24 protein-coding genes are annotated in these 19,849 nt (G+C 71.3%); 8 read left to right on the forward strand and 16 right to left on the reverse strand.

What is annotated here, in order from left to right; translation table 11 throughout:
• Positions 1-25: 25 nt before the first annotated feature.
• The 5 genes from ACXJKD_RS08550 to ACXJKD_RS08570 form a co-directional block, all read right to left on the reverse strand.
• Positions 26-1,174 (reverse strand): alpha/beta hydrolase, encoded by a 1,149-nt coding sequence (locus ACXJKD_RS08550; RefSeq protein WP_457254050.1) that lies wholly within the window; start codon positions 1,172-1,174, stop codon positions 26-28.
• Positions 1,171-2,181 carry a hypothetical protein gene (locus ACXJKD_RS08555; protein WP_457254051.1) on the reverse strand — a complete coding sequence of 337 codons (1,011 nt, stop codon included), beginning with the start codon at positions 2,179-2,181 and terminating at the stop codon, positions 1,171-1,173. The genes ACXJKD_RS08550 and ACXJKD_RS08555 overlap by 4 nt, the downstream gene beginning before the upstream one ends.
• 12 nt (positions 2,182-2,193) lie before the next feature.
• The gene (locus ACXJKD_RS08560) at positions 2,194-3,417 is read right to left on the reverse strand and encodes an ATP-grasp domain-containing protein (RefSeq protein ID WP_457254052.1); all 1,224 of its coding nucleotides are present in this window, start codon (positions 3,415-3,417) and stop codon (positions 2,194-2,196) included.
• A gap of 63 nt (positions 3,418-3,480) precedes the next feature.
• Positions 3,481-4,485, reverse strand: a complete 1,005-nt coding sequence (locus tag ACXJKD_RS08565; protein ID WP_457254053.1) for an o-succinylbenzoate synthase — start codon at positions 4,483-4,485, stop codon at positions 3,481-3,483.
• A 61-nt stretch (positions 4,486-4,546) separates the two neighbouring features.
• Positions 4,547-5,113, reverse strand: a complete 567-nt coding sequence (locus ACXJKD_RS08570; protein WP_457254054.1) for a CHRD domain-containing protein — start codon at positions 5,111-5,113, stop codon at positions 4,547-4,549.
• A gap of 274 nt (positions 5,114-5,387) precedes the next feature.
• Between ACXJKD_RS08570 and ACXJKD_RS08575 the strand changes: the two genes are divergently transcribed.
• Entirely contained in the window at positions 5,388-5,870 is a 483-nt protein-coding gene (locus ACXJKD_RS08575) for a glutathione peroxidase (RefSeq protein WP_457254055.1), read from the forward strand.
• Here the strand turns inward: ACXJKD_RS08575 and ACXJKD_RS08580 are convergent.
• Together ACXJKD_RS08580 and ACXJKD_RS08585 are read right to left on the reverse strand one after the other, a co-directional pair.
• Entirely contained in the window at positions 5,867-6,310 is a 444-nt protein-coding gene (locus tag ACXJKD_RS08580) for a VOC family protein (RefSeq protein WP_457254056.1), read from the reverse strand. The genes ACXJKD_RS08575 and ACXJKD_RS08580 overlap by 4 nt on opposite strands.
• Positions 6,311-6,320: 10 nt before the next feature.
• On the reverse strand, positions 6,321-7,262 hold the full coding sequence (locus ACXJKD_RS08585) for a hypothetical protein (protein ID WP_457254057.1): 942 nt from the start codon (positions 7,260-7,262) through the stop codon (positions 6,321-6,323).
• Between the two features lie 158 nt (positions 7,263-7,420).
• Here ACXJKD_RS08585 and ACXJKD_RS08590 point away from each other — a divergent pair, with 158 nt between their 5' ends.
• The 3 genes from ACXJKD_RS08590 to ACXJKD_RS08600 all read left to right on the forward strand — a co-directional run bounded on the left by ACXJKD_RS08590 (position 7,421) and on the right by ACXJKD_RS08600 (position 9,106).
• Positions 7,421-7,669 carry a CopG family ribbon-helix-helix protein gene (locus ACXJKD_RS08590; RefSeq protein ID WP_457254058.1) on the forward strand — a complete coding sequence of 83 codons (249 nt, stop codon included), beginning with the start codon at positions 7,421-7,423 and terminating at the stop codon, positions 7,667-7,669.
• The gene (locus ACXJKD_RS08595) at positions 7,666-8,091 is read left to right on the forward strand and encodes a TA system VapC family ribonuclease toxin (RefSeq protein ID WP_457254060.1); all 426 of its coding nucleotides are present in this window, start codon (positions 7,666-7,668) and stop codon (positions 8,089-8,091) included. Before ACXJKD_RS08590 ends, ACXJKD_RS08595 begins: the two co-directional genes overlap by 4 nt.
• A gap of 76 nt (positions 8,092-8,167) precedes the next feature.
• Positions 8,168-9,106 carry a 1,4-dihydroxy-2-naphthoyl-CoA synthase gene (locus ACXJKD_RS08600; RefSeq protein WP_457254061.1) on the forward strand — a complete coding sequence of 313 codons (939 nt, stop codon included), beginning with the start codon at positions 8,168-8,170 and terminating at the stop codon, positions 9,104-9,106.
• A gap of 100 nt (positions 9,107-9,206) precedes the next feature.
• Here the strand turns inward: ACXJKD_RS08600 and ACXJKD_RS08605 are convergent, their stop codons facing one another.
• The gene (locus ACXJKD_RS08605) at positions 9,207-9,659 is read right to left on the reverse strand and encodes a hypothetical protein (protein ID WP_457254063.1); all 453 of its coding nucleotides are present in this window, start codon (positions 9,657-9,659) and stop codon (positions 9,207-9,209) included.
• 66 nt (positions 9,660-9,725) lie between these two features.
• On the opposite strand from ACXJKD_RS08605, the gene menE reads away from it, so the two are divergent.
• From menE to ACXJKD_RS08620, 3 genes are all read left to right on the forward strand, one after another.
• Positions 9,726-10,907, forward strand: a complete 1,182-nt coding sequence (gene menE / locus ACXJKD_RS08610) for an o-succinylbenzoate--CoA ligase (protein WP_457254065.1) — start codon at positions 9,726-9,728, stop codon at positions 10,905-10,907.
• A gap of 12 nt (positions 10,908-10,919) precedes the next feature.
• Positions 10,920-11,204, forward strand: a complete 285-nt coding sequence (locus ACXJKD_RS08615) for a PLDc N-terminal domain-containing protein (protein WP_457254066.1) — start codon at positions 10,920-10,922, stop codon at positions 11,202-11,204.
• Between the two features lie 83 nt (positions 11,205-11,287).
• Positions 11,288-12,163, forward strand: coding sequence for a 1,4-dihydroxy-2-naphthoate polyprenyltransferase (locus ACXJKD_RS08620; RefSeq protein ID WP_457254067.1), 876 nt, complete (start codon positions 11,288-11,290; stop codon positions 12,161-12,163).
• Between the two features lie 52 nt (positions 12,164-12,215).
• On the opposite strand, the gene ACXJKD_RS08625 is transcribed toward ACXJKD_RS08620, so the two are convergent.
• The 8 genes from ACXJKD_RS08625 to ACXJKD_RS08660 form a co-directional block, all read right to left on the reverse strand.
• Positions 12,216-12,515, reverse strand: coding sequence for a DUF4229 domain-containing protein (locus tag ACXJKD_RS08625; protein WP_457254068.1), 300 nt, complete (start codon positions 12,513-12,515; stop codon positions 12,216-12,218).
• Positions 12,515-13,474 (reverse strand): c-type cytochrome biogenesis protein CcsB, encoded by a 960-nt coding sequence (ccsB, locus tag ACXJKD_RS08630; protein WP_457254069.1) that lies wholly within the window; start codon positions 13,472-13,474, stop codon positions 12,515-12,517. Before ccsB ends, ACXJKD_RS08625 begins: the two co-directional genes overlap by 1 nt.
• Entirely contained in the window at positions 13,471-15,108 is a 1,638-nt protein-coding gene (resB, locus tag ACXJKD_RS08635; protein ID WP_457254070.1) for a cytochrome c biogenesis protein ResB, read from the reverse strand. The genes ccsB and resB overlap by 4 nt, the downstream gene beginning before the upstream one ends.
• Position 15,109: 1 nt before the next feature.
• A complete protein-coding gene (locus ACXJKD_RS08640) occupies positions 15,110-15,862 on the reverse strand; it encodes a cytochrome c biogenesis CcdA family protein (RefSeq protein WP_457254071.1) in 753 nt (250 codons plus the stop codon).
• 11 nt (positions 15,863-15,873) lie between these two features.
• Positions 15,874-16,479, reverse strand: a complete 606-nt coding sequence (locus ACXJKD_RS08645) for a TlpA family protein disulfide reductase (protein WP_457254072.1) — start codon at positions 16,477-16,479, stop codon at positions 15,874-15,876.
• Complete coding sequence (locus ACXJKD_RS08650) at positions 16,476-17,126, reverse strand: histidine phosphatase family protein (RefSeq protein ID WP_457254073.1); 651 nt, start codon at positions 17,124-17,126, stop codon at positions 16,476-16,478. Before ACXJKD_RS08650 ends, ACXJKD_RS08645 begins: the two co-directional genes overlap by 4 nt.
• Positions 17,123-18,457, reverse strand: a complete 1,335-nt coding sequence (gene hemL / locus ACXJKD_RS08655) for a glutamate-1-semialdehyde 2,1-aminomutase (protein WP_457254074.1) — start codon at positions 18,455-18,457, stop codon at positions 17,123-17,125. The genes ACXJKD_RS08650 and hemL overlap by 4 nt, the downstream gene beginning before the upstream one ends.
• Before the next feature lie 145 nt (positions 18,458-18,602).
• Entirely contained in the window at positions 18,603-19,148 is a 546-nt protein-coding gene (locus tag ACXJKD_RS08660) for a MarR family winged helix-turn-helix transcriptional regulator (RefSeq protein WP_457254075.1), read from the reverse strand.
• 116 nt (positions 19,149-19,264) lie between these two features.
• Here ACXJKD_RS08660 and ACXJKD_RS08665 point away from each other — a divergent pair, with 116 nt between their 5' ends.
• On the forward strand, positions 19,265-19,798 hold the full coding sequence (locus ACXJKD_RS08665) for a YceI family protein (protein WP_457254076.1): 534 nt from the start codon (positions 19,265-19,267) through the stop codon (positions 19,796-19,798).
• The last annotated feature ends 51 nt before the right edge of the window (positions 19,799-19,849 follow it).

Consider the following 19,849-nt stretch of genomic DNA (forward strand, 5'->3'; position numbering starts at 1 on the left):
CCGTCCTCCATCTGGTCGGGTGCATCTACTCGTACACGAACTTCTGGGGTCCGGGGAACAGCCAGGACAACCCGTCACGCTGGCGGTCGCGCCAGTCCTCCCAGTTGTGCCCGTCGCGCGCCTCGACGTACTTCACCGTCATGCCCGCGCTGCGGAAGACCGGCACCATGGACCGGTTCGGGGTGATCAGCGGTTCGTAGGTGCCGCAGCTCATGAAGAGCCGCTCCACCGGTGCCGTCGGCTTCGCACGGTAGCGGTTGACGAACTTCACCACCGGGTCGAAGGCCGGCCCACCGCCGTGGTCGGTGCCGATGTCCGTGAAGACCAGCGACGCCGACTGCAGGAACAGGGACCCGAAGACCCCGGGGTAGCGGACGGCCGTGGACAGCGCCGCGATCCCACCGAAGCTCGACCCCATCAGGCAGCGCGCCTCGGGGTCGTCGACCAAGGGCAGTCGCTCGGCCAGCGTGGGCAGCAGCTCGCGGGCGATGAACCGGGCGTGCGGTGCGTGGTTCGGGTACTCCCGCAACCGGTCGCGGGGCGGGACGAACGCCGCGATGAGGGGTGCCACGTCGAGCCGGTGGATGAGGTTGTCCAGCACGGTCTTCATCGCCGCGTAGTTGAGGTAGTCGTCGCCGTCGTGGACGACCAGCAGGGGGTAGCGCAGCGCGGGGTTGTAGCGCGCCGGCAGGTAGAGCTTGACCGGCTGCTCGCGACGCAGCGCCTTCGACGTCAACGTGTCCTCGATGAGCTCGCCAGGCCTGGCCTCCGGGTCGTGGTGCACCCAGTCGGGCACCTCGTAGCCCGTGGCGGCGCAGACCGAGCTCGACCCCATCGGCGAGTGCGCCACGCGGGGGTTGAGCGGGTCGTTGAAGGTCTCGTAGCGGTCGCCGTGGCGGGTCTCGAGCTGGTACTCGACGCGCGAACCGCTGGGCAGCACGGTCGTCGCCGCCCAGAGGTCGGTGTCGGGGAGCCGCTTCATCGGGAGCGGGTCGGGCAGGCCCACGACCCGGTGGCGGACCCGCACCTCGTCGGCCTCGCCCCGGAAGAGGAAGGTCGCCCGCTCGCCCTCGATGATCGGGGCACCGTGCCGGGCGATGAACCGGTCGAGGGTGGCTCCGTCGACGGGCAGGCGCTCCCGGAGCCGGTTGATGACCAGGCGTGCCTCACTCACGAGCCGGCCCCCCGGCCGTCCATGACCTCGTGCGCTCCGCGCGCATCGTCCACCGTCTTCGCCCCGTTCGCCGCGCCGAGCTCGTGGACCGCTCCGTCGATGCCGAGGATCCGGGCACCGCGCGGCAGCCCCCCGTCCTCCGTCAGCTCGAGGGCGGTGCCGTCGTCGAGCAGGACGCAGTGCTGGTCGGTGAACCGGCGGGCCATGACGGCGCAGCGGTCCCGGTCGTCGAGCCGCAGCCGGCGCCGGGCGTGCGGCAGGGCCACGATCCCCTGGACCCGGCCCAGCCCGCGGTCGAACACCTCGGCCTCGGTGTTCCCCTCCGGGCCGTGGTCGTGGAACAGGACGACCCGCTCGGTCAGCGCCATCGCCCCGGCGGACCAGGCGATCACCGGCACGTCGTCGGGGATGCTGATCGCGAAGAGCCGCAGGGTCCGCAGGAGGGTGCCCACGTGGCCACCGGTCAGCACGACCGCCGCCGACTGCCCGAGCAGGTCGGCGAGCTCACCACGGTGCCAGCCGATCACCCCGCTGGAGTCGATCGGCGCTGCCCCGTCGAGGTCGGTGTAGAGCCCCTTGAGCTGGGTGGCGTACCACTGGTCGACGTGCCGGACGACCTCGATCGAGTCGTCCAAGGCAGCGTATGCCGTGGGCTCGCCCCGGACTCGTCCCTCGCCCTCGCGCGTGCGGCGCTGCACGGCATACACACCGTCCATGGCGTTCTGGAGGCGCAGCCGGTAGAGGGACAGGAGCGCGTCGTGGCGGTCGCGGAAGGCGAGCGCGGCGCTGCCGAACGCCTCGTCCTTGGTGATCACGTCGAGGCTGCGGTGGTAGAGCCGCAGGTGGCGGGTGTCGCCGCCGAGGACGGTGTCGAGCTCGTCGACGACGTCCTCGCGCTCCTCCCAGCCGGCGTTGATCGTCGCAACGGGTCCGTCGACACCGAGGGAACGCAAGGCTGTGCCGGCCGTGGTCATGAACCGTTGCGGCCCGAGGAGGACGGTGCGCATCAGGGGCCGGGACTAGCCCGCGTGGACGTGGACGGTGCGCCCCACGTCGTCGAGCATCCCGCGCAGGGTGTCGTAGTCGGGGTGGCGCATCCGCACGTAGGCGTTGGCCATGTAGCCCGCCTCGACCGGCTGGGTGTGGTGGCCCACCGGCGGGAAGTGGCCGTCGATGATCCACTCGCCGTGGCGCCCCTGGATCTCGTCGATGCCGCTGTACCCGGTGATGTGGCCGTCGGCGTCGGGACGCAGGGCCACGATGCCGGCGGAGTAGGGGCGACGCATCGGCGACTCGGGGACGCCGTGCGTGATGATGTGCGCCCACTCCCGGTAGACATCCACGTCGTTGCTCGCGGAGTAGAGGTCCCAGCAGCCGACGCCCGGTGGCCGGCAGCCGATCTCGGAGAACTTCAGGCCCTTGGGTCCGTGGAACCACTCCATGTGGGTCGCGCTGGTCCCGATGCCCAGCGCCTCGATGACCTTGGCACCCATGGCGGCGACCTCGCTGTAGAACGACGAGTCGGTCATCCGGTTGGTGGTGGCGAACTGTGGGGAGATCCAACGGCTGCGCATCGCCTCGAGGACGTTGGGGTAGTAGTGCGTGGTCCAGTCGTGGACGACGTGGCCATCCTTGGCGATGGTGTCGTAGAAGCCCTCGTGCCCCTCGACGAACTCCTCGATCGCGATCGACGCGGCGCCGTGCGAGCCGAACTCGGTGAGCGCGTGGGCCATCTCGGCGTCGTTGTCGACCCGCACCGTGTCCTTGGCGCCGGCGCCGTCGCGGGGCTTGAGGATGAGGGGGTAGCCGACCGCCTCGGCGAACGCCCACGCCTCGTGGGCGTGGTCGATGGCGGCGGACGCGGCCGTGGGGACGCCCACCTCGCGCAGCGCCTGCTTCATCGACGGCTTGTCACGGCACAGCCAGGTGGTGCGCACCGAGGTGCCGGGGACGCCGGTGGCCTCCCTGACCTGGGCGGCCACCATCGTGTGCGCCTCGACCGTGGCCTCGAGCGCATCGACCCAGACCTTGGACTGGATGAACTGCACGGCCTCGGTCATCGCGCGCAGGTCGGTCACCGAGCCGACCTTGTAGTAGCCGCTCATCGCGCTGCGGAGCTCGTCGTCGAGGGTGTACTCGTCGGACTCCCCGATGCCGATGACGTTGGCCCCGACCGACGCGAGCGCGAGGGCGAACCGGCGCTGGTTGGCAGGGAACCCCGGCTCCACGAAGACGATGTTCACGGCCCCGACTCTAGCCACGCGGGGCGATCCGTGCGCGGGCCCGGGGTCGCAGCGAGAGGCTCGTCAGGCCAGGACCGCCCAGGAGTCCCGGACCCGCTGGGTCCACCAGTCGACGCGGTCGGCGGGGGCCGCCCACTGCGTGAGCAGTGCCTCGTCCGCCTCCACCCGGCCGACCGGGAGGACCCCAGCGCGTGGAAGGAGCGGTGCGTGGGTGACGTCGCCCTCCAGCAGGGCCACCGTGCCGAGCCCACAGGCGAATGGAAGCGCGGGCAACGCTGCCGCCAGCGCGACCCCCGCGGCCATGCCCACCGACGTGTCGAGCGCCGACGAGACCACGGCAGGCAGCCCACACTCACCGACCACCTGCAGCGCGCGCCACACCCCGCCGAGCGGCGCGACCTTGACGACCACCAGGTCGGCCGCCTCCTCGCGCGCCACCCGCACCGGGTCCTCGGCCTTGCGGATCGACTCGTCCGCGGCCACCAGCACGTCGGTCCCGTGGCGGGCGAGGGCGAGGCGCAGCTCGCGCAGCTCGCTCACCTGCGCGCACGGCTGCTCCGCATACTCGAGCCGGTATGCCGCGAGGCGGCTCAGTGCGTCCGTCGCCTCGCGCACCGACCAGCCGCCGTTGGCATCCACCCGGATCCGGCCGGCCGGGCCCAGCACGTCGCGCACCGCGGCCACGCGGTCGAGGTCGTCCTCGAGGCGCTGGCCCCGCTCGGCCACCTTGACCTTCGCCGTCGTCGCGCCCTCGAACCTGGCCAGCACCCCTGGCACGTCAGCGGCGGCCACGGCCGGCACGGTCGCGTTGACCGGGACGAGGTCGCGTCGCGGCTGCGGCCACCGGCCCCATCCTGCCTCGACGGCGGCGGCCAGCCAGCGCGCGGACTCAGCCGGCCCGTACTCGAGGAAGGGTGCGAACTCCGCCCACCCGGACGGGCCGCGCAGCAGGGCCGCCTCGCGCACGGTGACCCCGCGGAAGCGGACCCGCAGGGGGATCGACACCACCCGGAGCCCCGCGAGCAGCTCCTCGACCGGAGGCGGCTCGGGCGAGGGCGGCGACGTCATGCGCCCATTGCAGCAGACGCGCCCGGACCGTGGCTGTCGGCCCGGGCGCGACCCCCTGCGCTCAGTGGTCGTCGTGCGCGCTCAGCTGGTTGCGGATCTCACCCGCCGGGTACTTCGTGCTGTGGACGTTGGCATAGGTCGAGTCGGCCCGGATCGCCGACAGCAGCTCGGAGAGCTCACCCGGCGCGATGCCCTGCCCGGTGGGGCCGATCACGTCGGAGGAGTCGAGGACCCCGCTCACCTCGCCCGGGTTGGTCGTCGGGCAGGCCGGCGTGACCACGCCCGGAGGGGACCCGACGTTGCTGCACAGGAAGACGCTGACCCCACCTGTCTGCGACGGTGACCCGAAGTGGATGTGCGACTGGGTGACGGTGCCCTCGAGGTTGGCATAGCGCACCGTGTAGGCGATCGTGCCCGCCACCGGGTCGATGCGCAGCCGGATCGAGCCCTGCCCGCTCGTCGACAGGGCCAGCGGGGTCTCGTGGAAGCCACTGAGGCGTTCGGTGATCGTGAAGGGTTTCTGGCCGCCGCCGCCGTCGGCCGAGGCCGCCACCGCGAGCGCCGCGACGCCCACCGCGCCGAGCCCTGCTGCCGTGGCGAGCACGCCCCACTGCTTGAGTCTGTTCATGCAGTCCTCCTGACAGGTTCCGGGGGCATGGCTGCCCCATCAGGTGGAGACGAGGCAGCGGCTCACGCGGTTCACCCGGGCGGGGACCCCTCTGGCCCGTCATGGACATCGGCGACAATCCCGATGGAATAGGTGTGGACGGGAATCCGCTGCACCAGTGGCTACGAATCCCACCCAAGCAGGTCACTTCGGCCTGCCCGGGGAACAGGCCCAACCACCTTCCGGACCCGCCAGCCGAGTCCGTCCCCCGACCGTCCACCCGAAAGGCGCCCCTGTGCCGACTCTCTCCGACTTCACCGCCACCACCCTCACCGGTGACGAGCAGCCGCTGTCCGACTTTGCCGGCAAGGTCGCCCTCGTCGTCAACACCGCCAGCGAGTGCGGCTTCACCCCCCAGTTCGAGGGCCTGGAGAAGCTGTACGGCGAGTACGAGGAGAAGGGTCTGGTCGTGCTGGGCTTCCCGTGCAACCAGTTCGGTGGCCAGGAGCCCGGTGACGAGGCCCAGATCGGCGAGTTCTGCCAGCGCAACTACGGGGTGAGCTTCCCGATGTTCGCCAAGGTCGACGTGAACGGTGCCGACGCCCACCCGGTCTTCGACTGGCTGAAGTCGGAGAAGGGCGGCCTGCTCGGCAGCAAGATCAAGTGGAACTTCACCAAGTTCCTCGTCGGCCGCGACGGCCAGGTCATCAAGCGCTACGGCTCGACCACGAAGCCCGAGGACATCGCCAAGGACCTCGAGGAAGCCCTCGCGGCCTAGCCCGGCCCCCGGCCCCCGCCCCCTGCCGCGACCGCTCMGCGGTCGCGGCTCGACAGCACGCAGAACTCGTTGCCCTCGGGGTCGGCCAGGACCGTCCACGTGACGTCGTCGTCCTGGCCGACCTCGGCGAGGGTCGCACCGCGCTCGAGGAGCGCCGCGATCTCGGCGTCGCGGTCCTGGCTGGTGTGCGGCGCGAGGTCGAGGTGCAGCCGGTTCTTGACCGTCTTGCCCTCGGGCACCGGCACGAAGACCAGCCCCTGGGCCTGCCGCATCCAGGTCGCGCCGTCCTCGATCACGTCCTCGCTCATGTGCTTCGGAATGACCGCGACCTCGTGCTCGTCCTCGTAGACGATCTGGAAGTCGAGCGTGTCCGCCCACCAGCGAGCCTGCGCCGCGATGTCGTGACAGTCGATGACGACGGTGTACCAGCGAAGTGCCATGGCCCCGAAGCTATCCGGGCGGACCGACAGCGGCGACCGGGTCGACAGGCACGGCCGGCGCGGCCGGCTCGGCGTCGGCGAGGACGCGCTGCCTGATCAGGAAGGCCCTGAACCGGCCGATCAGCAGGTCGGCACAGCCCAGGCTCCACGTCTGGGAGGAGCGGTAGGGGTGGCCCAGGTCGACCTCCACGCCGTCGGGGCCGGCCACGGCGTGCGCGAACCTGCGGGCCCGGTCGTGCGGAGAGGACCGCAGCCCCAGGTGCCGCCACAGGGCGGATGCCGCGACCGCCCGGCCAGCGCCGACCAGGTCGTTGGCCATGGCGACCGCATGCAGCACCGCACCGGCCGACATGTCGTCGCGGTCGTAACCCCGCAGCAGGGCGGGTTCGGCGGCCACGGCGCGCACCAGCAGGCGCCGGCAGGCGGTGCGGCCCTCGACCCCGACCAGGGACAGCGCCACGGCGTCGATCCGGTCGGAGATCGCGGTCACCCGCTCACGCAGGTCGCCCGGCACGCGGCTCACGTCGAGCGGTTCGTCGGGCAGCGGCTGCGCGGTCAGTGCCGCCAGCTCGTCCGGACCTCCGACGAGGGAGCGCAACCAGGTCAGTGCCAGTTCGTGCCGAGGCTGCATCGGCACGTGCACGACCGTGGGCCGGGGCGTCGGGCGAGGCGTGCCGCGCCCGAGCTCGAGCGCGGCGCACTCGTAGCCGCTCCCCCGGACGGGTCGCCGCACGGTGTCCACGACCTTGTCGTCCATCATCACGACCATGGTGAAGTGACCGAGGTCGGGCCCGTATCCGCCACTGAAGCCGTCATCGCCGTCGTCGAACCGGTCATCGAAGCCGTCGTCGCCCATCAGGTCCTCGTAGCGGCGCTCGTCGTCGCTGCGTCGGCCGAACGGCAGCACCGCCGCCGCGTCGCCCCACTGCCGGCCGCCATCGCCGTGGCTCATCCCTGCCCCCATCTGCCAGGGCGACCCACCCCCGGGCCGCCGCTCTGGGACCAACCCTGACAGCCCCCGCCGACACTCCCGCCCACTTGTCCACAGCCTCCGTTCGAGACGAGGGCGATTTCCTTGCATCATGATGCACCCCGTGATGCACTGATGCCATGCGTACCACCATCACGATCGACGCCAGCCTCCTCCGAGAGGCGAAGGTCCTGGCCGCCCGCACGGATCGCACGGTCAGCAGCGTCCTCGAAGAGGCTCTCCGCGAGCTGCTGGCCCGCCAGATCGAGGCCGATGAGCGCAGACGGGCGGGCTTCAGCCTGCCCAGCTATCACGGCGGCGGCTTTCTCGTCGACATCCTCGACAAGGAAGCCCTGGCCGACGCCCTGGGCGACAACGACCCCCGGTGATCATCTTCGACGTCAACGTCTTCGTGAACGCCATGGACCTGGACGCCGCAAGCTACCCCGTGGCGAACGAGGCCCTGGTCCGGGCGCTGACAGGGACCGAGCCCGTCGGCATCATCGACGAGACGCTGACAGCCACCGTGCGGATCTGCACCAACCGGCGGATCAAGGCCCACACGGCCTCGACCGATCGAGCCCTGGCCTTCTGCGAGCGCATCCGGTCCGCGCCCATGGCCGAGCGCATACGGTCCGGCCCTGACGCCTGGCAACGTTTCACCACCATGGTCACCGCTTTGGAGCTGCGCGGTAACGACATCACCGATGCCTGGTTCGCCGCCCAGGCGATCGGCCTCGACGCACATTTCGTCACCTTCGACCGCGGCTTCCAGCGGTTCCCGGGTCTGCGGCTCACCGTCCTCGGTTAGCCCGCACCACGGCGAGGTATGTCGCGGGGGCGACCGCGCGGCATACCTCGCCTCTGGCGCGGCTAGGCTCGCGCAGGTGAGTGAGCAGCCTGTGGTGAGCCAGCCCTTCGACCCCGACGCATGGGATGCGGTGGAGGGGTTCGAGTTCACCGACATCACCTACCACCGGGCGCGTGGGGTGGGGGCGGTGCGGATCGCCTTCGACCGGCCCGAGGTGCTCAACGCGTTCCGCCCGCACACCGTCGACGAGCTCTACCGGGCCCTCGACCACGCGCGCCGCACCCCCGACGTGGGGGTCGTGCTGATCACGGGCAACGGCCCCGGTCCGGACGGCTCGGGCAGTGCCGGCCAGTGGGCGTTCTGCTCCGGGGGCGACCAGCGGATCCGTGGCCGGTCGGGCTACCAGTACGCGCAGGGAGACACCGCCGACACCATCGACGAGCGACGGGTGAAGGCCGAGGGTGGCCGCCTGCACATCCTCGAGGTGCAGCGGCTCATCCGCACCATGCCCAAGGTCGTCATCGCCGTGGTCGGCGGGTGGGCTGCCGGCGGCGGACACTCGCTGCACGTCGTGTGCGACCTGACCATGGCCAGCCGCGAGTGCGCCCGGTTCAAGCAGACCGACGCCGACGTGGGCTCGTTCGACGGCGGCTACGGTTCGGCCTACCTCGCCAAGATGGTGGGGCAGAAGTTCGCCCGCGAGATCTTCTTCCTCGGCCGCACCTACACCGCGGACGACATGCACCGGATGGGCGCGGTGAACATCGTCAGCGCGCACGCCGAGCTCGAGTCGGACGCGCTGCAGGTCGCCCGCGAGATCATGGGCAAGAGCCCGCAGGCGCAGCGGATGCTCAAGTTCGCGTTCAACCTGCTCGACGACGGGCTGATGGGGCAGCAGGTCTTCGCCGGAGAGGCGACCCGGCTGGCCTACATGACCGACGAGGCCGTGGAGGGCCGCGACCAGTTCCTCGAGAAGCGTGACCCCGACTGGTCGCCCTACCCCTGGTACTTCTGACCCGTCGACCTCACCCGGCGGGCGCGACGTGTGGCCACCTGCTCGTCACCGACCGACCCACAACCGATCTCCGCGACGACCTGCGCGCCCCACGTGCCGGTCAGCCGGAGCCGCCGAGGTCCACCTCGTACGCCTCGTAGACCAGGTCGGCGCCGATCTGCCGGTGCCGCACCAGCTGGCCCATCAGGGTGGTGACCTCCTCGCGGAAGGCCGGCAGGTCGGCGATCGTCCCGCCATGCTCCAGCACCGCCAGGTAGCCGCCGATCGCCTCGGAGTAGCGCGCATGCTCGCCGGTCAGCCGGTCGACCGCGGAGATCAGCCGTGGCGCCCCGTGCCGCACCCCGTCGTAGATGCCACCGGGCCGCTCGGTCAGGTCGATGTGGTCGCGGAAGTCGTGCGACAGCTCGGCCAGCGCAGCGCGCACCCGCTCCCGCCACGCCCCTCCGCGGGCGATCGGGGAGGCCAGCGCGTCGTCCACGGCTGCGACCGAGTCGCGCAGCTCGCCGCGGTGAGCGCGCACCCGCTCGATGTATGCCGCGAAGTCGGCGTCCATGGCACCTCCCGACCCCATCGTCCCGCCGCGCGTCGGCGCCGTCCACCTGACGGCTAACCTGACCGCGTGACGTCGCTGCGACCGCTGGCCATTGCTGCCGGCCCGGACGCCGTGGCCGCGCTCCCCCTCCTGCGCAGGGCGCTGGACGGCGAGTTCGCCGTCCTCCCGTATGCCGCCTCGTCACCTCCTCCGCCAAGCCCCGACGGCGCCGCCCCCGACGAGGGCACCGCCGTGGTCGTGGGCACGTCGGGCTCGACCGGCAGCCCCAAGCTCGCGATGCTGCCGGCCCGATCCCTCGCCGCGAGCGCAACAGCGACGCACGGCCGGCTCGGCGGCCCGGGCGCGTGGCTGCTGGCGATGCCGCCGCACCACATCGCCGGGGTGCAGGTGCTCCTGCGGTGCGTCGCTGCCGGCACCGAGCCCGGGTTCGTCGACCTGTCCGACGGGTTCACCCCCGACGCCTTCAGCAGCGCGGCCACCCGCTTCGCCGAGACCACAGCCGGAGCCCGTCGATACACGGCGCTCGTGCCCACCCAGCTCGTGCGACTGCTCGCCGACGAGGCTGCGACCGCCGCCCTGGCCGGGCTCGACGCCGTCCTCGTCGGCGGAGCTGCCAGCCCTCCGGCCCTCCTCGCCCGGGCCAGGGCCGTCGGGGTGAGAGCCGTCACCACCTACGGCATGAGCGAGACCTGCGGGGGCTGCGTCTACGACGGCGAGCCACTCACCGGCACCACGGTCCGGGCCGATCCCGACGGCCGGCTCCTGCTGGGCGGCCCGACGCTGGCCACCGGCTACCTCGGTCGCCCGGACCTGACAGCCGCCGCGTTCATGACCGACGTCGACGGGACGCGGTGGTTCCGCACCGACGACGTCGGCCACCGCGACGAGCAGGGCTGGCACGTCGACGGCCGGCTCGACGACCTCATCACGACCGGTGGTCTCAAGGTCGCGCCGCGGCTCGTCGAGGAGGCCCTGACCGCACTGCCCGGCATCGCCGAGGCCGTGGTCGTCGGCACGCACGACGACGACTGGGGCCAGGTCGTCAGCGCGGCGATCGTGCCCAGCCCCGAAGGGCAGCGCCCCGGCTCCGCGGCACCCACGGTGACGACCCTGCGCGAGCAGCTGCGCGGCATACTCCCGGCGCATGCGCTGCCCCGACGAGTCCTGGTGCTGACCGCGATCCCGCTGCGCGGACCGGGCAAGCCGGACCGCGTGGCGGTCGCTGATCGGTTCGCCGCCGACGCGTGACACCATGGGGTCATGATCCGGCTGCTGCCCTGGCTGCTGACGATCGCGGTGACCGTCTACGCCGTGGTCGACTGCATCCAGACCGACGACGCGCAGGTCAGGGGCCTGCCCAAGCTGTTGTGGCTGTTGCTGATCCTGCTCTTCCCGATCGTGGGGGCGATCGCCTGGTTCATCGCCGGCCGCCCGCAGCGCGGCACTGCCGGGCGCGGCCCGGGGGGCGGGCCGCGTGGGCCATCTCACCGTCCGCCGCCCCCGCGTGGCCCCGACGACGACCCCGACTTCCTCCGTAGGCTCTGAGCCTGACGCATCCGTCGTCCGCACCCGCACCTGCCCGCACCACTGTCCGTCACACATCACCGCAAGTGAGAACACCACCCCCCATGGCCACCCTGAACCAGTGGATCGCCGGCGCCCGCCCGCGCACCCTCCCCGCCGCCATCGCCCCCGTCGTCGTGGGGACCGCAGCCGCCGTCCCGCTGGACCGCGCGAACCTGGGGCTCGGGCTGCTGGCCCTCCTCGTGTCGGTGGGCCTGCAGGTCGGCGTGAACTACGCCAACGACTACTCCGACGGCATCCGCGGCACCGACGGCGACCGCGTGGGTCCGGTGCGCCTGGTCGGCCAGCACCTCGCCGACCCCGCGAACGTCAAGCTGATGGCGTTCGCGTTCTTCGGGTTCGCTGCGCTGGTCGGTCTGGCGCTGGTGGCCCTCAGCGAGGCCTGGGTCATGATCCCGCTCGGCGCCCTGGCCGTCCTCGCCGCATGGAAGTACACCGGCGGCGACAACCCGTACGGCTACCGCGGGCTCGGCGAGGTCTACGTCTTCCTGTTCTTCGGGCTGATGGCCACCCTCGGCACGCTCTACACGCAGGCCAAGGAGCTGACCTGGGTCGGCGTCGCCGGCGCGGTCGGGGTCGGCGCCATCGCCTCGGCGATCCTCGTGGTCAACAACCTGCGCGACATCCCCACCGACCGCGAGAGCGGCAAGCTCACCCTCGCGGTGCGGTTGGGCGACCACCGCACCCGCTGGTTCTACGCGCTGCTCATCCTCGTCGCCGTCGCCATGGTCGTCGTGGTGGCCCTCCAGCACCCGCTCGCCCTGATCGCCCTGCTGTCGCTCGGGCTGCTCTGGAAGCCGCTCCAGGCGCTGCGCACCGGCGCCACCGGGCGGGACCTCGTGCCGGTGCTCGCCGCGACCGGCCTCTTCGAGGTCGGGTATGCCGTGCTGCTCGCTGCCGGGATCGCCCTCAGCTCGTAGGGCACCCGGCCCTGACGCCACGCTCCCCCAACTATTGCCAGAGGGGTTGCCGTCAGCGGTACTCGACCGGCCCGCCGCGCTCGTCCTCGGCGTCCTCGGCCGCCTCGTCGGCCCCACTGACGGCCGGGGCGTTCGCCTGCTTGGCCGCCGTCCGTCGTTCGATGCGGCGGGCCAGCTCGGCGGTGCTCTCCTCGCGGAACCGCGCGAGCACGAAGAAGGACAGCACCATCGAGATCAGTGCGCTGAGGACGAGCAGCATCCAGCGTTGGCCGGGGTCGCGCAGCCCGAGCAGCCAGAGCAGCGACAGCACCCCGAAGAAGATGAGCAGTCGCAGGACGGAGTAGCGCAGCATTACAGCCCCGAGTAAGAGTGCTGGCCGACGAAGAACACGTTCACGACGGCGAAGTTGACGATGATGCAGGCGTAGCCGGCCAGCGCGATGTAGGTCGCAGTCTGGCGGCTGATGCCACTGGTCGCCCGCGAGTGCAGGTATGCCGCGTAGACGACCCAGATGACGAACGTCCAGACCTCCTTCGGGTCCCAGTTCCAGTAGGACGCCCACGCCTGGCGGGCCCAGATGGCGCCGGCGATGAGGGTGAAGGTCCAGAGGGGGAAGGCGACGATGTGCAGGCTGTAGGCGGTGCGCTCGATCGCCGGGGTCTCGGGGAACCGGTCGAGGACGCTGGCCCTCCCGGACCGCTCGAAGGCGTCCTTGAGCAGGTAGACCACGCTCAGGGCGGCTCCGATCGTGAACACCGCGGTGGCGAGCGTCGCCACCGTGACGTGGATGACGAGCCAGTAGCTGCGCAGGGACGGCATCAGCTCGGACGCCTCGGTGTACCAGACCGCGACGGCCATGCCGAGGACGAGGAGCACCGGGCCGGTGATGAACAGCCCCAGCCAGCGCAGGTCACGGCGGGTCGACCAGATCGAGTAGGCCAGCACGGTGAACATCGAGCCCATGACCGCGAACTCGAACATGTTGCCCAGCGGCCAACGGTGCACGGCGACCCCGCGCAGGGCCACCGACAGCAGCAGCAGGAAACCGCCGAGCCAGGTCGTGGTCGAGCCGATGCCAGCCGCCTTCGCCGCCCGGGAGGACAGCTCGGGCCGGGCCGGGGCCTCGGCCGGCACGGGCGCGCCGGCACCCACCAGCTCGCGGTCGCGCTCGGCTGCCTTGGCCCGCAGGCCGTCCCGGGCCGGGAGCAGGGCGGCCAGGTAGACGGCGTGGCAGACCATCGCGATCGTGAAGACCGCCATCGCCGAGTAGAGGCTCAGGTTGGCGTAGCCCGCCAGGGTCTCGTTGGTCATCCTCGTGCGTCCAATCTGCTGTCCGGCTCGGGCTCGCGTTCAGGGTCGGGCTCGGTTCCAGGGTCGGGCTCGGGATCCGGTCCGGGAGCGAACCGGGCCTCCAGGTCGGCGACCAGCCGGTCGACCAGCTCCTGGAGCCCGTCGTCGTCGCCCTTGGCGAGGCCGCCGACGGCTACCACGGTACGACCCGGTGCCGTGGCGGGGGAAACGCGGACGAAGACCCGCCGGCGCCGGACCACCAGCGAGCAGATCAGCCCGGCCAGGGCGAGGAGTGCGGCCACGAGCGTCACGAACTTGCCCGGGTCGTGGCGGATCGACAGCCCGGCGAACCGCTCCACGCCCTCGAAGCTGATGCTGCCGCGACCGCCCGGCAGCTGGTAGGTCTGGCCCGGCTCGAGCCAGATGCGCAGCGGGTCACCCTTCGCGCTCTTGAGCTGGGTCATCTTGGCCGTGTCGAGCAGGTAGACCGACTGCGGCCGCCCGCCGGGAAAGAGCTCACCCTCGTAGACCGTGAGGGCCAGGGCCGGCTTCTTCGCGTCGGGGAAGACCGAGATCGGGCCGAGCTCCTTGTCGATGGTGGCCGTCGGCAGGAACAAGCCCGAGAACCCGAGCTGCTTCGGCTGGGCACCGGTCACCTTCACGACCCCGACGGACTTGTAGTTGTTGTCCTGGGCCAGGAACGGCGTCGGCGCGCTGTAGACCTTGTCGCCGTTGGCGTCACGGACCGTGATGACCGGGGCGTAGCCGTTGCCGAGGAGGAAGACCCCGGCGCCGTCCATCTCGAGGGGGTGGTTCACCTTGATGGTCGACTGCCGGTCGGCAGACGACGGCGTCGCCTTGGTCGTCACGTCGGCGGTGAAGTCGCGCGGCGAGCCGAACTGCCCACGCCCCGTGACGTTCTCCTCGAAGGTGGCGTCGAGCCGGTCCACCGTGAGCTCGAACGGCGAGAGGCTGTCGGCATCGACCCACGGCCCGGGGCTGAAGGTGTCGTAGCGCGCGAGGGTGTTCGCGAAGGACTGGCCGACGGGGATGATCACGTCGCCCTTCCACCCGAACAGGTGCCCGATCGCGACGCCGACGATGACGAAGATGAGCGACAGGTGGAAGACGAGGTTGCCGGTCTCCTTGAGGTGACCCTTCTCGGCGCTCACCGAGGTGTTGTCATGCGACACGAGACGGAACCGCTTGGCGCGCAAAAGCTCCCGCGACGCGGCCACCACGTCGTCCTCGGTGGCCCGCACCTCGATGGTGCCTCCGGCGGGTAGTCGAGCAGGGCGGGCCGGGGCCTTCGGCGGCGCCGAGCGCATCGCCTTCCAGTGCACCTTGCTGCGGGGTAGGACGCAGCCGACCAGCGAGATGAACAGCAGCAGGTAGATGGCCGCGAACCACGGCGAGGCGTAGACCTCGAAGAACCCGAGCCGGTCGAGCCACGGACCGGCCTTCGGGTGGTTGGCGATGTAGTCGGCCGTGCGGGCCGCGTCGATGCTGCGCTGCGGCCAGATCGACCCCGGCACCGCACCGACCGCGAGCAGCAGCAGGAGGAAGAGCGCGGTGCGCATGCTGGTCAGCTGCCGCCACATCCAGCGCAGCCAGCCGAGTGGGCCCAGCGTGGGCTGGGTGATGGTCTCGCCCATGTCAGATCACCGTCTGGAAGCTGTTGACGAGCGTGGTCTGCACGTGGCGGGTCAGGGAGTCCCAGAGCCCCGTGACGAGCAGGACGCCGACCACGAAGAGCAGCGCCCCGCCGAACAGCTGGATGCCGCGCTGCCGCTTCCGCAGGAAGCTCGAGACCCGGCCGAACCGTTCGTAGCCCGCGGCGATCAGCAGGAACGGCACGCCGAGCCCGAGCGAGTAGAGCAGCGCGAGCACGACCCCCCGCGTCACGGCCGAGCCGTTCCCGGAGGCCGTGGCCAACACCTGCACCGCGCCCAGGGTGGGGCCGGTGCACGGCGCCCAGCCCAGGCCGAAGACGGCTCCGAGCAGCGGCGCACCGGCAAGGCCCGAGGCCGGACGGCGGTGCAGCTTGAGCTCCCGCTGCGTCCCCGCGCCGATGAACACCAGCGCCATCAGGATCACCACGACACCACCGACCCGCATCAGCACCTCACGGTGCTGGATCAGGGCCGACCCCACCCCCGCGATGATCACTGTGGTGGTCATGAAGACGACGGTGAAGCCGAGGACGAACAGCAGTGCCCCGAGGACCATCCGGTGGCGCTTGCGCTCGGCGAGCGACTCGTCGGACAGCCCGGTGACGTAGCCCAGGAAGCCCGGCACGAGCGGCAGCACGCACGGGGACGCGAACGACACCAGGCCGGCGACCAGGGCCACCGCCATCGCCACCGGCAGGGCACCGGAGGTCACCGTGTTCGCGGCATCAGCAGTCATCAGGTCGCGTTCTACTGCTCGGCCAGGACGTCATCGACGAGCCCGGTGAGCGTGGCCGTGGTCACGGCCCCGCTGACGCGGGCGGCGATCCGGCCCTGGCGGTCGAGCACCAGCGTCGTGGGCGGCGAGGTGACCTTGCCCTGCAAGGAGAGGATGGTCCGGCCGCTCGGGTCGTCGAGCGACGGGAAGGGGATGCCCCACCGGGCCGCCGTCGCGCGACCGGAGTCGGGGTTGTCGCGGTAGTTGATGCCCATGAAGACCACGGGCTCGTCGCCCGAGGTCAGGGTTTCGGCAGCCTTCTTGAGGTCGGGCGCCTCGGTCTCGCACGGTGGGCACCAGGACGCCCAGAGGTTGAGCACGGCGACCTTGCCGACGGCCTCCTGCGACGACCACTCCTTGGCGTCGAGGGTCGTGCCGGTGAGGGCGACCGGCTTCTTGCGGTCACCGACCGCGATGGTCTCGATGTTGCCGTCGCCCGAGATGTATCCCTGGCGGTTGCCCGACTTCGCTTGCGCCGCAATGGAGTTCGGGTCGTCGCTGCACCCGGACAGCGCCACGAGCAGGAGGGGCGCCATGAGCAGCGCGGCCGCACGCGGCATACGTCGTCCGCGGCTCACCCGGTGCCCCCGTGGGACTGGGCGAGGAGCGACGCGGCGGGCTCGGAGTAGGTGAGTGACTCGAGGTCGTCGCCGACGTAGGTGAGGGTCGTCAACGAGGCCAGCCGGCACTCCCGCTTCCTCGGGTCGTGCCACAGGCGCTTGCCCATCAGCGCGTTGCGGGCGGTCCAGATGGGCAGCTGGTGGGAGACGATCACGGCCTCGTGGCCCCGGGCGGCGCTGCGCGCGTCGGCGATGGCTGCCGACATCCGTTGGGCGATCTCGGCGTACGCCTCGCCCCACGAGGGACGGAACGGGTTGACCAGCTTGGACCAGTGCGAGGGGTGGACGAAGTCGAGGGGGTTCATGTCGCCCACCAGCTGGCCCTCGAAGTCGTTGGCTGCCTCGATGACCCTGTCGTCGGTCGTGATCGCGACGCCGTGTGCCTCGGCGACCGGCGCGGCCGTCTCCTGGGCGCGGAGCAGCGAGGACGCGACGACGTGGGTGACGTCGTGGTCGGCGAGGTGGTCGGCGACCGTCCGGGCCATCTCGTGGCCGAGGTCGGACAGGTGGTAGCCGTCGAGGCGACCGTAGAGGACCCCGTCGGGGTTGTGCACCTCACCGTGGCGCATGAGGTGCACCACGGTGCGGTCGGCTTGGCTGGTCACGAGTCGATTGTCGCAAACGCCTCGGCGGCTGCTGACGCCGCGCCGGGGAGCGCTGCGAGCACCCGGTCGACGGCCGCCTCGTCGTGCGCCCCGCTGACGAACCACGACTCGAACGCGCTCGGCGGCAGGTACACCCCCTGGCTGAGCATCGAGTGGAAGAACGCCGAGTAGGCCGGCACGTGCTGGGCCCGCGCTTCGTCGTAGTCGCGCACCGCGCCGTCCCGGAAGAACACGCTGAACATGCTGCCCGCTCGTTGGGTCACGTGGGGGACGCCAGCTGCGCCGAGGTGCTCGTCGAGCCCTGCCGTGAGGGCGTCAGCGACCTCGTCGAGGCGCGCGTAGAGGGCCGGCGTGCACAGCTCGAGGGTGGCCAGGCCGGCGGCGGTCGCGACCGGGTTCCCCGAGAGGGTGCCCGCCTGGTAGACCGGGCCCAGCGGGGCCAGGAGGGCCATCACGTCGGCGCGCCCACCGAAGGCCGCGGCCGGGAACCCGCCACCCATCACCTTGCCGAACGTGAAGAGGTCGGGTGCGCCCGCGGCATACGGGCCCTCGAGGCCGAACCACCCCGCCCCGCTGCAGCGGAACCCGGTCATCACCTCGTCGGAGATGAGGAGGGCGCCGTGGGCGGCGGTGATGCGGCGCAGCCCCTCGGTGAAGCCCCGCGCGGGCGGCACCACACCCATGTTGCCGGGCGAGGCTTCCGTGATGAGGGCGGCGATCTCGCTGCCCCGCTCGGCGAACGCGGCCTCCACGGCGTCGAGGTCGTTGAACGGCAGGACGATGGTCTCGGCGGCCATCTCCTTCGGGACACCGGCGGAGTCGGGCAGCGCGAACGTCGCCACTCCCGAGCCGGCCTGCGCGAGCAGTGAGTCGACGTGCCCGTGGTAGCAGCCGGCAAACTTCACGACGAGCGAGCGACCGGTGTAGCCGCGGGCCAGGCGGATGGCGCTCATCGTCGCCTCGGTGCCGCTGGACACCAGCCGGACCTGCTCGACCGGCTCGACGCGGCGGACGATCTCCTCGGCGAGGGCCACCTCGTTCTCGCTGGGCGTGCCGAAGGAGAAGCCGCGGGCGGAGGCGTCGAGGACCGCGCGCTGCACCTGCGGGTGGCCGTGCCCGAGGATCATCGGACCCCACGAGCAGACCAGGTCGACGTACTCGCGGCCGTCCGCGTCGGTGAGGTAGGGGCCGTTGCCGGACACCATGAACCGTGGAGTCCCCCCGACGGCGCGGAAGGCGCGGACGGGCGAGTTCACCCCACCCGGGGTCACCGCGAGGGCTCGCTCGAGCAGGGCCTGCGAGGCAGGTGCGTCGAAGGGGTATGCCGTCATGGCCGCCATTGTCCCAGCCGCACCTGAGTGCCCCCGCCCGGGGCGCAGTCCGCGGCGCCCACTCATGCAAAAGGCGAGTTAGCGCCAGTCTGGATGGCGCTAACTCGCCTTTTGCATGGGTGAGCGACGGCAGGGGGCGGCGGGATCAGGGCCCGGCGCGGTATGGCGCGGTGGCCTCGTGGGCCATCGCCTCGCGGGCCACCGCGGGGTGGTCACCGTCGGCGCCGCCGGGGGCCAGGGCGCTGCGGATCAGGTCCATGGCCTCACCCAGCGCCGAGAACAGCGGTGGGGGCACCGGGTCGAGGACGGCGCGCCGGACGCTGGCCACGTGCACCCTCGCCATGTCCTGCACGGCCTGGTAGCCGCGGTCGGTGAGGACCAGCTCGACGCCGCGCTTGTCGTCGAGGCAGGACTCGCGCACGACCCAGCCGCGCTTCTCCAGGCGGGTGGCCGTGTGCGTGAGGCGGCTGCGCGACTGCACGACCAGGTCGGCCAGGCTCGACATGCGCAACCGACGGCCCGGGCTCTCGGAGAGCATGGAGATGATCTCGTACTCGGTCAGCTGGACCCCGTGCGACTGCAGGTCGCGGTCGAGGGCCTCCTCGATGAGGCGACTCCCGCGCAGATAGGCACGCCAGGCCCGCTGTTCGTCCTCGCTGAGCCACTGCGGCTCACCCGATGGGGTGCTCATGAGCAGGAAGTATGACAGGTGGACGGTTAGTTGAAATATAAATGAAGTCTGCTACGTTCGAAGAGATGAAGCGGATGGGACCGTCCCGGACGCAGACCCCCCTACAGGAGATTTTCATGGCAAGCATCAACGACCTTCCCGCCGGCACCTGGACCGTCGACGCCTCGCACAGCGAGATCGGCTTCGTGGCCCGTCACCTGATGGTCACCAAGGTCCGCGGACAGTTCAAGGAGTTCGAGGGCACCGTCAAGGTCGGCGACGACATCACCGAGTCGCAGGTCACCGCCGTGGCGCAGATCGCCTCGGTCGACACCGGCTCCGCCGACCGCGACACCCACCTCAAGTCCGGCGATTTCTTCGACGCCGAGGCCAACCCCACCATGAGCTTCACCTCGACCGAGGTCACCCCCGACTCCCTCACCGGCGACCTGACCATCAAGGGCGTCACCAAGCCGGTCACGTTCGACCTGGAGTTCACCGGTCTGGCGACCGACCCGTGGGGCAACGAGAAGGCCGGCTTCGAGGCCAGCGCCGACATCAACCGCAAGGACTGGGACCTCGGCTGGAACGTCGCCCTCGAGGGTGGCGGCGTGCTCGTCTCCGAGAAGGTCAAGCTCAACCTGGACATCCAGCTCACCAAGGCTGCCTGACCAGCAACACCAGGGCCCAGCACGGGCTCGACAGACTGACGACGGGCCGGT

The organism is Pedococcus sp. P5_B7, assembly GCF_054049895.1.